The sequence below is a fragment of the Pseudogulbenkiania sp. MAI-1 genome (genome assembly GCF_000527175.1).
GTDB lineage: Bacteria > Pseudomonadota > Gammaproteobacteria > Burkholderiales > Chromobacteriaceae > Pseudogulbenkiania.
Map to the genome: position 1 here is coordinate 3,243,066 of NZ_AZUR01000001.1, position 15,354 is coordinate 3,258,419.

General features: G+C 64.1%; 15 protein-coding genes. 2 read left to right on the forward strand and 13 right to left on the reverse strand.

Annotated features, from left to right (window positions below; genetic code table 11):
* From hflK to ndk, 12 genes are all read right to left on the reverse strand, one after another.
* Positions 1 to 1,197, reverse strand: coding sequence for an FtsH protease activity modulator HflK (gene hflK / locus PSEMAI1_RS0115070; RefSeq protein WP_024303672.1), 1,197 nt, complete (start codon positions 1,195 to 1,197; stop codon positions 1 to 3).
* Positions 1,184 to 2,317, reverse strand: a complete 1,134-nt coding sequence (gene hflX, locus PSEMAI1_RS0115075) for a ribosome rescue GTPase HflX (RefSeq protein ID WP_024303673.1) — start codon at positions 2,315 to 2,317, stop codon at positions 1,184 to 1,186. The genes hflK and hflX overlap by 14 nt, the downstream gene beginning before the upstream one ends.
* A gap of 86 nt (positions 2,318 to 2,403) precedes the next feature.
* Positions 2,404 to 2,661 carry an RNA chaperone Hfq gene (gene hfq / locus PSEMAI1_RS0115080; protein ID WP_024303674.1) on the reverse strand — a complete coding sequence of 86 codons (258 nt, stop codon included), beginning with the start codon at positions 2,659 to 2,661 and terminating at the stop codon, positions 2,404 to 2,406.
* A gap of 100 nt (positions 2,662 to 2,761) precedes the next feature.
* Positions 2,762 to 4,153: a ribosome biogenesis GTPase Der gene (gene der, locus PSEMAI1_RS0115085; RefSeq protein WP_024303675.1), complete on the reverse strand. Its 1,392-nt coding sequence runs from the start codon at positions 4,151 to 4,153 to the stop codon at positions 2,762 to 2,764.
* Positions 4,154 to 4,165: 12 nt separating this feature from the next.
* Entirely contained in the window at positions 4,166 to 5,308 is a 1,143-nt protein-coding gene (gene bamB, locus PSEMAI1_RS0115090) for an outer membrane protein assembly factor BamB (protein WP_024303676.1), read from the reverse strand.
* A gap of 3 nt (positions 5,309 to 5,311) precedes the next feature.
* The gene (locus PSEMAI1_RS0115095; protein WP_024303677.1) at positions 5,312 to 5,941 is read right to left on the reverse strand and encodes a tetratricopeptide repeat protein; all 630 of its coding nucleotides are present in this window, start codon (positions 5,939 to 5,941) and stop codon (positions 5,312 to 5,314) included.
* A 21-nt stretch (positions 5,942 to 5,962) separates the two neighbouring features.
* Entirely contained in the window at positions 5,963 to 7,234 is a 1,272-nt protein-coding gene (gene hisS / locus PSEMAI1_RS0115100) for a histidine--tRNA ligase (protein WP_024303678.1), read from the reverse strand.
* A 27-nt stretch (positions 7,235 to 7,261) separates the two neighbouring features.
* On the reverse strand, positions 7,262 to 8,542 hold the full coding sequence (gene ispG, locus PSEMAI1_RS0115105; RefSeq protein WP_024303679.1) for a flavodoxin-dependent (E)-4-hydroxy-3-methylbut-2-enyl-diphosphate synthase: 1,281 nt from the start codon (positions 8,540 to 8,542) through the stop codon (positions 7,262 to 7,264).
* 16 nt (positions 8,543 to 8,558) lie between these two features.
* Entirely contained in the window at positions 8,559 to 9,434 is an 876-nt protein-coding gene (locus tag PSEMAI1_RS0115110; protein ID WP_024303680.1) for a RodZ domain-containing protein, read from the reverse strand.
* Entirely contained in the window at positions 9,434 to 10,171 is a 738-nt protein-coding gene (pilW, locus tag PSEMAI1_RS0115115; protein ID WP_029770753.1) for a type IV pilus biogenesis/stability protein PilW, read from the reverse strand. The genes PSEMAI1_RS0115110 and pilW overlap by 1 nt, the downstream gene beginning before the upstream one ends.
* Entirely contained in the window at positions 10,168 to 11,262 is a 1,095-nt protein-coding gene (gene rlmN / locus PSEMAI1_RS0115120) for a 23S rRNA (adenine(2503)-C(2))-methyltransferase RlmN (protein WP_024303682.1), read from the reverse strand. Before rlmN ends, pilW begins: the two co-directional genes overlap by 4 nt.
* Before the next feature lie 59 nt (positions 11,263 to 11,321).
* The gene (ndk, locus tag PSEMAI1_RS0115125) at positions 11,322 to 11,747 is read right to left on the reverse strand and encodes a nucleoside-diphosphate kinase (protein WP_024303683.1); all 426 of its coding nucleotides are present in this window, start codon (positions 11,745 to 11,747) and stop codon (positions 11,322 to 11,324) included.
* A 130-nt stretch (positions 11,748 to 11,877) separates the two neighbouring features.
* On the opposite strand from ndk, the gene PSEMAI1_RS0115130 reads away from it, so the two are divergent.
* Positions 11,878 to 12,648 (forward strand): SPOR domain-containing protein, encoded by a 771-nt coding sequence (locus tag PSEMAI1_RS0115130; RefSeq protein WP_024303684.1) that lies wholly within the window; start codon positions 11,878 to 11,880, stop codon positions 12,646 to 12,648.
* A 75-nt stretch (positions 12,649 to 12,723) separates the two neighbouring features.
* On the opposite strand, the gene PSEMAI1_RS0115135 is transcribed toward PSEMAI1_RS0115130, so the two are convergent.
* The gene (locus PSEMAI1_RS0115135; RefSeq protein ID WP_024303685.1) at positions 12,724 to 13,395 is read right to left on the reverse strand and encodes a GntR family transcriptional regulator; all 672 of its coding nucleotides are present in this window, start codon (positions 13,393 to 13,395) and stop codon (positions 12,724 to 12,726) included.
* A gap of 562 nt (positions 13,396 to 13,957) precedes the next feature.
* On the opposite strand from PSEMAI1_RS0115135, the gene PSEMAI1_RS0115145 reads away from it, so the two are divergent.
* On the forward strand, positions 13,958 to 15,289 hold the full coding sequence (locus PSEMAI1_RS0115145) for a C4-dicarboxylate transporter DctA (protein ID WP_024303686.1): 1,332 nt from the start codon (positions 13,958 to 13,960) through the stop codon (positions 15,287 to 15,289).
* The last annotated feature ends 65 nt before the right edge of the window (positions 15,290 to 15,354 follow it).

Below are 15,354 nucleotides of genomic sequence, written 5' to 3' on the forward strand. Positions count from 1 at the left end.
TTAGCGCTCCGCTCCGAACATATCACGCCCTCTGATCACTTCCCGTCCTTCACGCGGCGAGGTAGCCGACGCGGATGGCAGGGAAGGTTCGGCACGGGACGGTGCGGCCGTGGCCGCCGGCAGACCGTTGCCCGGACTGGTCGACTGGATCAGCTTGTCGAGCGGCAGATAGAGCAGGCTGTTGCCGCCCTTCTGGTCCACCAGCACCTTGCTGCTGTTGGTCATGATCTGCTGCATCATGTCGAAGTACAGGCGGTCGCGCATGACCTTGGGCGCCTTGTTGTACTCGGACAACACCTGCTTGAAGCGGGCGGCATCGCCTTCGGCACGCGAGACGGTGCGCTGCTTGTAGGCCTCGGCCTCCTCGGTCAGCCGCGCCGCCAGACCCTGAGCCTTGGGCACCACGTCGTTGGCGTAGGCCAGGCCTTCGTTGCGCAGCTTGTCCTTGTCCTGCCCGGCCTTGACCGCGTCCTCGAACGCCGCCTGCACCTGCTCCGGCGGCTGCACGTCGTTGATGTTCACCTTGGCGATGCGCACGCCCAGCGCATAGCGGTCAACCGTCTTCTGGATCAGCCGCTGCGCTTCCGCCGCGATCTGGGCACGGCCCTCGTTCAGCACGAAATCGACCTTGTTGCGCCCGACGATCTCGCGGATGGCGGTCTCGGCGGCCTGCTTGACGATATCCTTGGCATCCCGGTCGGCCGCCGCGTTGTTGAACAGGAAAGCCTTGGCATCGTTCACGTCGTACTGCACCGACAACTGCACGTCGATGATGTTCTGGTCCTCGGTCAGCATCAGCGACTCTTCCTGCACCCGGTTCTTGGCGCTGCCGCGATAGCCGACCTCGATGCTGCGCACTTCGGTCAGGTTGACGATCTCGACCTTCTCGAACGGATACGGCAGGTGCCATTGCAGGCCCGCCGTGGTGGTATGGTGGTAGCTCCCCAGACGCAGCACCACGCCCTCCTCGCGCGCATCCACCACGTAGAAGCCGCTGGCCAGCCATAGTGCCGCCACCACACCGAGCGCGGCACCGACACCGCCCTTGAACGCGGCGCGCGGCTCCGGCGCCTTGCCACCGGACGGCTTGGCCCCCAACAGGCGGGCCAGCTTCTGGTTGAGTTTGCGGAACAGCTCGTCGAGGTCCGGCGGGCCTTCGTTCCCGCGCCGGCCCCATTTGGGATCATGCTGCGACATTATTGTTTCTATCTTCGCTAGGGGGATTAGTGAGGATCTGCACCCGTTCGGCCAGTGCCTCACGCAGGAGTTCCAGCCCGTCTCCGGTCAGGGCGGAGGCGCGCACCGCCTGCGGCACGTTATCGGCATCGCGCTCGATGACCGGCTCCAGGCCGCGCAAATCGGTCTTGTTCCAGACGATCAGCTGCGGAATGTCGTCGGCACCGATTTCTTCCAGCACGCGGTTGACCTCTTCGATCTGCATATCGCGCATCGGGCTCGCCGAATCGACCACGTGCAGCAGCAGGTCGGCCTGCACCGTTTCTTCCAGCGTGGCGCGGAAGGCGGCCACCAGCGTATGCGGCAGATCGCGGATGAAGCCGACCGTGTCCGACACCACGACCGAGGCCTGCTCATTCAGGTAGAGCTTGCGGCTGGTGGTGTCCAGCGTGGCAAACAGCTGGTCGGCCGCATAACTCCGCGCCTTGGTCAGCGCGTTGAACAGCGTGGACTTGCCGGCGTTGGTATAGCCCACGATGGACACCGAGGCGATACCGTTGCGCAGGCGCCCGCGGCGCTGGGTCTTGCGCTGCTTCTGCACCTGCTCGAGGCGCGTCTTCAGCATCTTCACGCGGTTGCCGAGCAGGCGGCGGTCGGTTTCCAGCTGGGTTTCCCCCGGACCGCGCAGACCGATACCGCCTTTCTGCCGCTCCAGGTGGGTCCAGCCGCGCACCAGCCGGGTCGCCAGATGCGACAACTGCGCCAGTTCGACCTGCAACTTGCCCTCGTGGCTGCGCGCGCGCTGGGCGAAGATGTCCAGGATCAGACTGGAACGGTCGATCACCCGGCACTGCAGCACGCGCTCGATATTGCGCTCCTGCCCGGGCGAGAGCTGATGGTTGAAGATCACCACGTTGGCCGAGGTCGCCCGCACCAGCGCCGCGATTTCCTCGACCTTGCCCTTGCCTGCAAAGAGGGCAGCATCGGGACGCTGGCGCTTGCCATGGACGAGACCCATGACCTCGACGCCGGCACTCTTGACGAGATCGACGCATTCATCGACGTTTTCCTGGAAATCGGGGTCACCGAAATCCAGGCACACGATGATGGCCTGATCGCCTAAATCGGGACGGTCAAACACCTGAGATAACCGGGCTCACAAAAAGAAAGGCTGGAAGGCGCCCGCCATGGAGCGCCCCGCCAACCTTCCGGGGGTTGCGTAAATAATCAAGCGTCTTGCTGCTCGTTCTTCTGAGCAGGCTGCTCGTGCGGAATGGATACCGGGCGCGCCGGCACGACGGTGGAGATGGCGTGCTTGTACACCATCTGGGTTACCGTGTTTTTCAAGAGGACCACATACTGGTCAAAAGACTCGACCTGGCCTTGCAGTTTGATACCGTTAACCAGATAAATGGACACCGGCACATGTTCCTTGCGCAGGGTGTTCAGGAACGGGTCTTGTAACATTTGCCCTTTAGAGCTCATTCGTTTTCTCCGAATCGATGATTGTTGTATTGAAAATCTGGTATCTGCCCGACCACTAGGACCAGCTATCTTTCTAGCAGAAAACAGCCGGGCATACTATTCATTGCTGATTGCGCAGCTTGCCTTTCTTGGCCAGCGTCACCAGTTTGCCGGGCTTGGCGCCCTTGCTCTCCTTCTCGCCGTCAAACGGGTTTTCGGCCGACTTGTACTGCACCCGCAATGGTGTTCCTTGCAATTTGAACACTTTGCGGAAGGTATGTTCCAGGTAACGCGTATAACTGTCCGGAACCTTGTCCAGCGCATTGCCGTGGATCACGATAATCGGCGGATTCATGCCCCCCTGGTGAGCATAACGCATTTTCGGCCGCACCTGCCCTACCCGTGGCGGCGCCTGACGCTCCACCGCCACCTGCAGCACACGGGTCAGCTTGGGCGTGGCCAGCTTGATCATGGCGGCACGGTAGGCCTCGTCGATCGACTTGAACAGGTCGGCGATGCCGCGCCCTTCGATGGCCGAGATGAAATGGAACTTGGCGAAGTCGAGGAAGCCCAGCTTGCGCGCGATCTCGCGCTTGACCAGCTCCTTCTTCTCGCCGTCGAGGTTGTCCCACTTGTTGACCGCCACCACCAGCGCCCGCCCCGCCTCCAGCGCGAAGCCGGCGATGGTGGCATCCTGCTCGGAGATGTCGAGCTGGGCATCCAGCACCAGCACCGCCACGTTGGCATCCTCGATGGCCTTCATGGTCTTGATCACCGAGAATTTCTCGATGGCCTCGTTGACCTTGCCGCGGCGGCGTACGCCGGCGGTATCGATGATGGTGTAGGTGTGGTCGTCGCGCTCGAAATCGATATAGATGCTGTCGCGCGTGGTGCCGGCCTGATCGAAGGCGATCACCCGCTCTTCGCCCAGGATGGCGTTCACCAGCGTCGACTTGCCGACGTTCGGGCGGCCGATCACGGCAAACTTGGGATGGCGCGCCTCCTTCTCGTCGGTCGCCGCCGGAAACGGATCGAGCACCATCTCCATCAGTTCGCGCACGCCGTCGCCGTGTGCGGCCGAGATCGCCAGCGGTTCGCCCAGCGCCAGTTCGTGGAACTCGGCCCCGGCGATGGACTGGCTGATGCCCTCGGCCTTGTTGACCACCAGGAACACCGGGCGGTCGTTCTGGCGCAGCCGGTTGGCGATGATCTTGTCCTGCGGCGTGATGCCGGTACGGCCATCGACCAGGAACACGATGGCATCGGCCTCGTCGACCGCCTGCAGGGTCTGGCGCGCCATTTCGAACAGGATGCCTTCGTCCACGACCGGTTCGAAACCGCCGGTGTCGACCACCAGGTACGGCTTGTCGCCGACGCGGCCGTGGCCGTAATGGCGGTCGCGGGTCAGGCCCGGCTGGTCCGCCACCAGGGCGTCCCGGCTGCGGGTCAGGCGGTTGAAGAGGGTCGATTTGCCGACGTTGGGCCGGCCGACCAGAGCTACGGTTGGTTTCATCAAGAGACTGCTTTATTCCAGTGACAGCATCGCCAGGACGCCGTTGCGGCCCAATACCAGCGCCGAATCGCCCAGAGATACCGGTTGTCCGGTCAGGCGCTCGGTCCCGACCTTGGTACGGCCCACGATGCGGCCGCTGTCGCCGGCGATCAGATGGGCGTATCCCTCGCCATCGGTCACCAGCACGTAGCGGCCCAGCATGGCCGGACCCGACACGTTGCGATATTTCAGATCATCCAGTTTCCAGACGTTGCGGCCGGTGCTGCGGTCGAACGCCCACAGGCTGCCATCGTCCCCGGTGACGTACACATTGCGCTCGTCGACCGCCAGCCCGCGGCTGGACGAGACGTCGCGCGCCCACTGCAGGTTGCCGCCGCGCGCCTCGAAGCAGGCCACCCGGCCCTGGAACGCCACGGCGCACACCTGGCCGGCGTCGAACACCGGACGCGACACCACGTCGGTCACCCGTTCCAGCTCGGTGGCCCCGCGCGGGCTGGCCACGCTGGCCTCCCACAGCACGTTGCCGTTTTTCGGGCTCAGCACCAGCAGCCGGCCGCCGGCCTGGCCGGCGAGGATGGCCTCGTCGCCGGCGCGCTGCAGCGAACCGTTGTTCTCCACCGTCAGCTGCGGCAAGGCGCGCGCCACCGACCACAGCTGTTTGCCGTCCGCCAGGGCAAAACCGGTGATGCGGCCGTCGTTGGTACGCACCGTGACGACCTCGCTGCCGACCTGCGGCGCCTCGAGCGCCAGGCTGGTCAGGGTCTGCTCCCAGCGGACGGCGCCGCTGGCCCGGTCGACCGCCAGCAGACGGCCATCGGCGGTCGGGACCAGCACCAGCGAGTCGGTCACGCCCGGGCCGGCGCTCAGCTCGCGCTTGAGCTCCAGCTCATTGACCTTGCGCCCGCTCAGGGCATCGTATACCTCGATACGGCCGCGGGCATCGGCCACGACCACGTTGCCGTTCTGATAGGCTGGCAGGAAGCCTCCTTGCTCCACATCGCCGACGGAGCCGGACCATTTGAGCTTGAGCGGCTGTTCGGTGCGGACCGCCTGCAATGGCGTCGGCTCGAAACGGGAGGAACTCTCGAACCAGCTGGCGCATCCGGAGAGCAGGCTGGCGGAAATCAGGGCAGAAACCAGTAGACGACGGCGCATCGCTCAGCCTCCCAGGGCATCGAGTTTGGTCTGAATGTACTGGCGATTGGGCGAATCCCCCACCAGCTTGGCCAAGGCCGACTTGTACTGGTCGCGCGCGGCCTTGCTGTCGCCCTTGGCGGCGTAGACGTCGCCCTTCAGGTCGAGGAACAGGGCGTCGAAGGCGCTGGCGTGCTCCTGGTTCAACTCGGCGATAGCGGCATCGTAGCGTTTCTCGTCGAGCAGCACCGCCGCCAGGCGCAGGCGGGCCACCGCCTGCAGGGCCGGCTCCTTGGCGTGCTCCACGGCCCAGCTCAGCTGCGACTTGGCCAGGGCCAGATCCTGCTTGTCGAAGGCGGCCTTGGCCGCCAGCAAGGCGGCGCGGCTGGCGTAGGCGGTACGGCCGTACTCGCTCTGCAACACGGCAATGGAACGCTTCAGCTTGGCCAGATCGCCCGCCTGGGCCGCGCCGGCCACCTCGTCATAGACGACGGAAGCCTTCTCGGCCTGCAACTGCTGGAAATACGCCCAGCCCTTGGTGCCCGCATAGCCCAGCGCAGCCGCCAGCACGGCCGCCGAAATCCACTTGCCCCACTGCGCCCAGAAGGCCTTCAGCTCGTCGATCTGTTCCTGTTCCTGCAAGTCGAACGCCATCGCGTTCCCCCTTTATTGTTTTCAAGCCTTGATTCGGGTAATGGTGTCGGCCACCGCGTCGAGCGCGACGGTTTCCTGGGCGGCCTCGACGCGCAGCGGCTTGACCACCGCCGTGCCGTTGGCCACTTCGTTTTCACCGACGATCACGGCGAACTGCGCGCCGCTGCCGTCGGCCTTTTTCATTTGCGACTTGAAGCTGCCTTCCCCGCAGTGCTGAATCACCGACAGGCCGGCGGCACGCAGCGAGGCGGCCAGCTGCATGGCGTACAGCGGCGCACCGGCGCCCTGCTGCATGAGGTAGACGTCCACGCCGCGCGAGGCCGGCAGACGGTTCTTTTCCTGCAACAGCAGCATCACCCGCTCCATGCCCATGCCGAAGCCGATGCCGGGAGCCGATTTGCCGCCCAGTTGCTCGACCAGGCCGTCGTAACGGCCGCCGGCGCACACCGTGCCCTGCGCCCCCAGCTCGGTGGTCACCCATTCGAACACCGACTGGTTGTAGTAGTCGAGGCCGCGCACCAGCCGCGGATTCTCCACGTAGCGGATGCCGAGGCCTTCGATCATCGATTTCCAGCCTTCGTAATGGGCGCGCGACTCGTCGCCCAGGTAGTCGGTCAGGCGCGGCGCGGCGTTGCAGATCTCCTGCAGCGCCGGGTTCTTGGTGTCGAGCACGCGCAGCGGATTGCTGTACAGACGGCGCTTGCCGTCCTCGTCCAGCAGGTCGTGGTGGCGCTCGAGATAGGCGATCAGCGCCTCGCGGTGTGCCGCCCGCTCGTCCTTGTTGCCCAGCGTGTTGAGCTGCAGTTCCACGCTGTCGGCCAGGCCCAGGCGTTTCCACAGGTCGGCCGTCATCAGGATAATTTCCGCGTCGATGTCCGGCCCGGCAAAGCCCAGCGCCTCGATACCGATCTGGTGGAACTGGCGATAGCGGCCCTTCTGCGGACGCTCATGACGGAACATCGGGCCCATGTACCACAGGCGCTGCGTGGCGTTGTACAGCAGATTGTGCTCGACCACGGCGCGCAGCGTGCCGGCGGTGCCCTCCGGGCGCAGCGTCAGGCTGTCGCCGTTCAGGCTGTCGGTGAAGGAGTACATTTCCTTCTCGACGATATCGGTCACTTCGCCGATGGAACGCACGAACAGCCGGGTTTCCTCGACGATGGGCGTGCGGATGTTCTGGTAGCCGTAATCGGCCAGCCAGCCGCGCAGGATGTTCTCGAAATACTCCCACTGATGCGAATCGGCCGGCAGCACGTCGTTCATGCCGCGGATGGCCTGGATCTTTTGCGTCATCGTTCGCTTCTTCTCACTCTTTTCGGTTCAGCCGATCGTCTTGATCGGTATCGTGCGCACGGCGGCATCGCGGCGCTTGGCGCCCCCTTCCCCGTAGCGGGTGCGCACGTAATCGTCCACCAGCGCCTTGAAGTCGGCGGCGATGGTGTCGCCCTTCAGCGTCACGTCCTTCTCGCCGTCGACGTAGACCGGCGCCACCGGCACTTCGCCGGTGCCCGGCAGGGAGATGCCGATGTCGGCCAGCTTGCTCTCGCCGGGGCCGTTCACCACGCAGCCCATCACGGCGACCTTGAGGTCTTCCACGCCCGGGTATTGCAGGCGCCACACCGGCATCTGCTCGCGCAGATACGTCTGGATGCTGTCGGCCAGTTCCTGGAAGAAGGTGCTGGAGGTGCGGCCGCAGCCGGGACAGGCCGTCACCAGCGGGGTGAACGAGCGCAGCCCCATGGTCTGCAGGATTTCCTGCGCCACCACCACTTCCTTGTTGCGCGACTCGCCCGGTGCCGGGGTCAGCGAGATGCGGATGGTGTCGCCGATGCCTTCCTGCAGCAGTACCGACAGCGCGGCGGTCGAGGCGACGATGCCCTTCGAGCCCATGCCGGCCTCGGTCAGCCCCAGGTGCAGCGGGAAATCGCAGCGGCTACCCAGGTCGCGGTAGACCGTGATCAGGTCCTGCACGTGGCTCACCTTGCACGACAGGATGATCTTGTCGGCCGGCAGCCCCAGCTCCATCGCCTTGCCCGCGCTCTCCAGCGCCGACACGATCAGCGCCTCGCGCATCACGGCGTCCGGCGGCAGCGGGTCGGCACGGCGGCTGTTCTCGTCCATCAGGCGCGCGGCCAGCGCCTGATCCAGGCTGCCCCAGTTGACGCCGATGCGCACCGGCTTGTCGTACTCGATGGCGGCACGGATCATGAAGGCGAACTTGTCGTCGCCTTTGGCGCCCTTGCCGACGTTGCCCGGGTTGATGCGGTACTTCGCCAGGGCGCGCGCGCAGTCCGGGTAATCGCGGAGCAGGCGTTCGCCGTTGAAATGGAAGTCGCCCACCAGCGGCACGTTGCAGCCCATGTCGTCGAGACGCTGGCGCACCTCGGCCACCGCAGCGGCGGCTTCGGGCGAGTTCACCGTGATGCGCACCAGTTCCGAACCGGCCTCGGCCAGTTCGAACACCTGGCGGGCCGTGGCGGCCGCGTCGGCGGTATCGGTATTGGTCATCGACTGCACCACCACCGGTGCGCCGGAGCCGACAATAACATGCCCCACCTGTACCTGACGGGTGAGGCGTCGCGCGATCAGCACGCTATCCATGTGACAGATTACCTACCTACTTGAGTTCTAGTCTGGCGGTGGTACCGCGAATCTTGCCGGCCATCTCCACCGGCTGACCGTTGAAGGACACCTCGACCTGGCTGGCGTTCCCGACAGTGAGCTTGAACGGCGGCTGGCCGGCCACTTCCTTGGCCGCGCCGGCCTTGAGCGTCTCGAACACCAGTTTCTTGCCGTGGCTATCGACCACCGACACCCAGGCATCCTGCCTGGCGGCCAGCTTGACCTTCCCGTCGCCCGACGACAACGGCGCAGCGGCCGGAGCCGAAGCAGGCACCGCCTCGGCCGGAGCAGCAGCCGGGGCCGGCGCAAGAGCCGTTGGCGATGCCGTCGGCGCCGACGCGTCCTTCGCCGGTACGGCCTCGGCAGGAGCCGGAGCAACCGACTGTTCCGTCATCATCGGGGCCAGATCCTGCGTGGCGCCCTCTTGGGCCGGCTGGCTGCTCGGGCTGGCAAACAGGAAGGCCGCCGCCACCACGACGACGGCCAGCGCCAGCAGCATCGCCCACTTGCCGCGCGCAGTGGAAGTCTTTTCTCCCCCGTTAGCCAAAGGGCTTGCCGCGGGCTCCTTGGCCAGATTGGCCACTTCCTTGACAGCGGAAGGGAAACGCTCTTCCAGCCGCGCCAGCAGCGGCACGGCATCCACCCCCAGAAAACGGGCATAGTTGCGCACGAAGCCCCGGACGAAGGCCGGGCCGGGCAAAGCCTCGAAGCGGTCGCTTTCGATCGCCTCCAGTTGCTTGAGCGACAATTTCAGTCGGTCGGCCACCTCTCCCAGGCTGAGACCGGCGGCCTCGCGGGCCGCCTTGAGGGTTGCCCCCACTCCGCCATGCACGGGCGGGAAGGCATCATTCTGTTCGGTTTGTGCTTCCATCAAAGACCACTCAACAACTCTTGCGTTTCTTTCGAATCGGGATAACGGCTCTTGAGCCGCGCGGCATACAGCTCGGCCTTGCCCTGCTCACTGGTCTTACGGGCGATTTTCACCCCCAGCAGCAGCACGTCGGCCGGCATCTCTCCAACATTGTCGGCCAGGCGGTCGAAATAGAACGCCGCCAGTTTGGCGTTACCTTGACCATAATGCAGGGCGGCCAGTTCCTTCAGCGCCGGCGGATAATTGGGGGACACGCGCAAGGCCGACAACAGGTAGTCGTTGGCTTGCGCCTTCTGCCCCAGCATGACGCTGCACCGCCCCAGATTCAGGTAAGCGGTCTGCGGCGTATCGTACAGGGGATTGGCCAGGGCCTTGGCAAAATAGCCCATGCCATCCTGCGCCCTTCCGTGCTCGCACAGGAAGTCGCCGTAATTATTGTTGGCTTCCGGATTGTCGGGTTCGAGTGACAGAGCCTTGCGGTACTGCTGCTCGGCCTCGCCGTCCACTTTCAACAGCGTCAGCACGTAAGCCTTGGCCAGGTAGGCCGGGACGTAGCGCTGATCGGCGGTGATGGCCTGATCGGCGGACATCAGCGCAGCCTTGTAATTGCCCAGCCGGGAGTACTCCACGGCCAGCTGGGTGCGAATCTGTGCCAGTTCGTTGGTCGGCGCGGCGGCAAACACGGTCATGCCAAAAGCCGTCAAGCATCCAGCAAGCCACATTTGCCCTTTCTTCATGCCGCACCATCCTCCGCGATTCGAATCCACTTTTCCTTGCGCCGCGTCTTGTCCTGCACCTGCCCGGCCAGCTGACCACAGGCGGCATCGATGTCGTCGCCACGGGTCTTGCGTACCGTCACCACGTAGCCCGCCTCTTGCAGGATTTCCCGGAAGCGGTGGATGGCATTGTTGCTGGAACGCTCGTAGCCCGAGTTCGGGAACGGATTGAACGGGATCAGGTTGAACTTGCAGGGTACATCTTTTACCAGTTCAATCAGCTGGCGAGCATGTTCAGGTCTATCGTTGACATCGTCAAGCATCACGTACTCGAAGGTCACGAAGTCCCGCGGAGCCTTTTCCAGGTAGCGCTGGCAGGCAGCCATCAGCTCACGCAGCGGGTATTTCTTGTTGATCGGCACGATCACGTCGCGGATGGCGTCGTTCGGCGCGTGCAGGCTGACCGCCAGCGCCACCGGACAGGCTTCGCGCAAACGGTCCATCTGCGGCACCATGCCCGAGGTCGATACTGTCACGCGGCGACGGGAGAGGCCGTAGCCGTGGTCGTCCAGCATGATCTGCAGGGCCGACACCACGTTGTCGAAGTTGGCCAGCGGCTCGCCCATCCCCATCATGACCACGTTGGAGATGACGCGCTCGTTCTTCGGCGTCACGCCCATGGCCTTGTTGGCCCACCACAGCTGGCCGATGATCTCGGACGTGGACAGGTTGCGGTTGAAGCCCTGGCGCCCGGTCGAACAGAAGGTGCATTCGAGGGCGCATCCCACCTGGGATGATATGCACAAGGTGCCGCGGTCATCCTCGGGGATGAAGACGGTCTCGACGCCGTTGCCGGTGCCGACGTCCAGCAGCCACTTGCGGGTACCATCACTGGAAGCCTGTTCGACCATCAGGTCGGGCACGCGCACCTCGGCCGACTCGTGCAGCTTGCTGCGCAAGCTCTTGGCGATGTCGGTCATGGCGTCGAAATCGGCCTCGCCCATCTGGTGCATCCAACGCATCACCTGCTTGGCGCGGAACGGCTTTTCGCCCATCGCGGCAAAGTGTTCGGTCAGTTGGGCCAGATTGAAGTCGAGCAGGTTGGTTTTCATGCAATCCTCTTCGCGGGGCAGCCGCCCTGGCGGCCACCCCGGTACAGCAGTACAGCTAATTAACGCGAGCAGATTTCGGAAGCGGCGAAGAAATAGGCCACTTCGATGGCAGCGTTCTCAACGCTGTCGGAACCGTGCACGGCGTTGGCGTCGATCGATTCGGCGAAGTCGGCGCGGATGGTGCCGGCGTCGGCTTTCTTCGGATCGGTGGCGCCCATCAGTTCGCGGTTCTTCAGAACGGCGTTTTCGCCTTCCAGCGCCTGAATCATGACCGGGCCGGAGATCATGAAGTTCACCAGATCGTTAAAGAAAGGACGCTCTTTGTGCACGGCGTAGAAGCCTTCGGCTTCGGCGCGGGACAGTTGCTTCATCTTGGCAGCCACCACTTTCAGGCCGGCCGATTCGAAACGGTCGTAGATCTTGCCGATCACGTTCTTTGCTACGGCGTCCGGCTTGATGATGGACAGAGTACGTTCAATTGCCATAAAAATTCTCCCAAATTCCAAGACAAATGGCTAAACTAGGTTCCAGCCTAGCCAATCGGGCTACCCAATTCTGAGGAACCCGGTACTTTACCAGCCTTTTCAAGCCTTTGCTGCACAAAATTTAAGCACAATGAGCCCAGACACCCCAAATTCCCCTCCGCCGAAGGGCCCAGACGAAAAAGACATCAGCAACAAGCTGAAGAAACGACTGCTCATTGCCGGGGGACTGGTGGCGCTCGCGCTGGCCGCCATTCCGGTGCTGGACTATTTTGGCAAACGCAGTGACGTCGCCATGACGACGACGGAACCGCAAGGCAGCTCGGGCAAGATCGCCAACGCCGCATCGGCGCCGGAGGCAGAACCCCCGGCCGCCATCGAGAGCAGCGCCCCCGTCGCCATGGAAGCCAGCCAACCCGCGCAAGCATCCGTAGCGGCCAGCCCCGCTCCGGTGACACCGGGCCCGGCCGCACCGCCCGCGCCGGACACCGGCAAGACGCCGGGCGTTGCCGCCATCCAGGGAAAAGCCCCGAGTGCGCCGACGGTTCCGGCGGCCCCCAAGGCGCAGCTCGCCGCTCCCGCCGCAAAAGCCAAAGAGGAAAGCGCCCCACCTCCCCAGGCATTCAAGCCGCTGGCCCAGGAAGAGACGCCTCCGTCCCCGGCGCCGGTCGGTAAAGCCAAGCCGGTCGGCACTTCGCTCGGTTACAAGGTGCAGCTCGGGTTGTTCTCCAGCCTGACCAATGCACAGAAACTGGTCGAGACGCTCAAGGCCCATGGCATCGAAGCCCACACCGAGACGCGGGTACACGTCGGCCCGTTCCGCACACGCGCCGAAGCCGAAGAAGCCATGAGCAAGCTGCGTCAGCTGGGCTACTCGCCCTTGCTCGCCCCAGGCGGTCAGTAAGCGAGACTCATGGTCGCCGCTCCCGCGGATCAGCGGCCGGCCCCGCCAGGCATTACCGCTGCAGGCTAGCCCTTTTCAGAGTTCCCCGGCCTGGTCGATAAGGCCCCACCAACGCAGCGTCTGGCGGAAATGGTTGCGCACCTGTTTTGCCGCCTCCTGCTCGTCTCCGCCGGCGATCGCGTCCATGATCGCAAGGTGTTCTTCCATCGCCGGCACGATCCGGTCGGGCAGCAGGGGACGGGAATGCTGCATGACGAGGATGCGGTCGCGGTTGCGGGCGTAGATTTCCCGGACACTGGCGTTGTCGAGGACGTCGGACAGGGTGCTGTGCAAGGCCCAGTCCACCGCCATGGCTTCACGCTGCAGCGAGGACGTCACGCCGGCGCGGGCGGCATCGAGTACCTGCTGGTGTTTCTTGCGCAGCTCGCCCAGATTGTCCGCCGCATGCTTGCGCACCAGTAGCCGGGCGCCTTCCTGATCGAAGATGGTACGCAGGTGGAAGCACTCGCGGATCAGCTCCGGGGTCGCCTCCATCACGGCCACGCCCCGCTTGGGCAGGATGCGGACGAAGCCGGCCGATTCGGCGCGCTTGACCGCTTCCCTCACCGGCGCGAGGGGCAGGCCGATCACGCCGACCAGATCCGACATCGAGACAAACTGTCCCGCCCGCAGGCCACCGCCGGTCAGCAGTTCCCGCAACGCCAGGAATGCCCTGTCAGCCAACAGCAAACCTTCCGGCTCCAGCATGTTTCTCGTCCTCATACTTGTTCGTCGATTGGCCATTGTCACATCAGCTTTCGACAGCAGCAAATTCCAGTCGCCATGTCAGGCAATCCTCTATAGACATTTTTATTGCAATATCTGAAAAATTCAATCTAACATGTCAGAAAGCATGTATTACCACTCCTTACCGCCACGTCACCCCGGCGGCGAGGACAGACAACCGATGAAGGGGAAAGACCAGCCCGTTCGTCGTCGCGTCGGCAAGGGCTGGCAGGAGAACAGACCCCTTCCCGGCCAGTTGGCGAGATGAGCCATGCGGCCCCTGAGTCGATACCAAAGCTATCGACAGAACCGATGTCGGAGGTAATTCAAGCACTCCCGCTTTATCCCTAAGCTGTCCTAAACCGGCCCAACAAACATTCTGATAGAGGAGAAGCAGATGGCCCGAGTAAGAGCAGTGCATGCCGCCCCAGCGGCGTTATATAAGAAAGACGTGAGTACGACTCTCGACACTGACCGTCGTCACTTCAGCAAGAGCCTGGTTGCGATCGGCAACTCCCTCTCCACCCGCTTTGCGAGGTGAACCATGTACAAGCGCTTTCATAAGACCCTGTTCGGTCAGGTCGTCATCGCTCTGATTCTCGGCGTGATCGTCGGCATCGTTTGGCCCGATTTCGCCGCCAAGCTGAAGCCCTTGGGCGACGGCTTCATCAAGCTCATCAAGATGCTGGTCGCCCCCCTGGTGTTCTGCGTCGTCGTGCACGGCATCTGCAGCACCGGCGACCTGAAGAAGGTCGGACGCGTCGGCATCAAGGCCCTGGTGTATTTCGAGATCGTCACCACCTTCGCCCTCGCGCTCGGCGTGCTGCTGGCCGAAACCCTGCAGCCGGGTGCCGGCATGAACGTCAACCCACACTCGCTCGATGCCGCAGCCCTGGCCGACTATAGCGAGCGGGTCTCCCAGGTCGGCCACATGACGGCGGTGGACTTCATCATGAAGCTCATCCCCGCCACCTTCGGCGATGCCTTCGCCAAGGGCGACATCCTGCAGGTGCTGCTGATCGCCATCCTGTTCGGTTGCGCCGTCGCGGCACTCGGCGAGCGCGGCCGCCCGGTGACCACCGCCATCGACCATCTCGGCCAGGTGTTCTTCAAGCTGATCGGCTTCATCGTCAAGCTCGCCCCCTTGGGCGTGCTGGGCGCCATCGCCTTCACCGTCGGCAAGTACGGCGTCGGTTCGCTCAAGCAGCTCGGCCTCCTGGTGGCGCTGTTCTACGTCACCTGCACCATCTTCGTGGTCGCCGTACTGGGTACCATCCTGCGGCTGGCCGGCTTCAACATCTTCAAGCTGCTGGGCTATCTGCGCGAGGAACTGCTGGTGGTGCTGGGCACGGCCTCTTCCGATGCCGTGCTGCCCCAGGTGATGCGCAAGCTCGAACTGATGGGCGTGAAGGATTCGACCGTGGGCCTGGTGATCCCCACCGGCTACTCGTTCAACCTCGACGGCTTCTCGATCTACCTGACCCTGGCGGCGGTGTTCATCGCCCAGGCCACCAACACCCCCTTGTCCTTGACCGATCTGTTCACCATCCTCGCCATTTCGCTGGTGACCTCGAAAGGCGCCCACGGCGTGCCGGGCTCGGCCATCGTGATCCTGGCCGCCACCTTGAGCGCCATCCCGGCCATCCCCGCCATCGGCCTGGTGCTGGTGCTGTCGGTGGACTGGTTCATGGGCATGGCGCGCGCGCTGACCAATATGATCGGCAACTGCGTGGCGACCGTGGTCGTCGGCGTGTGGGAGAAGGATATCGACCGCGAGCGCGCCACCAAGGTGCTCGACGGCGACATCAAGGTGGATCTGCGCGCCCCGATCCGCGCCGAACCGATGGCCGAAGTCGTTCCGCCGTCGCGCCTGTGACCGCCGCACCAACCTGAACACGAGCCGGCCCATCCCGCGATGGGCCTCTTACCGCATCTACGCAC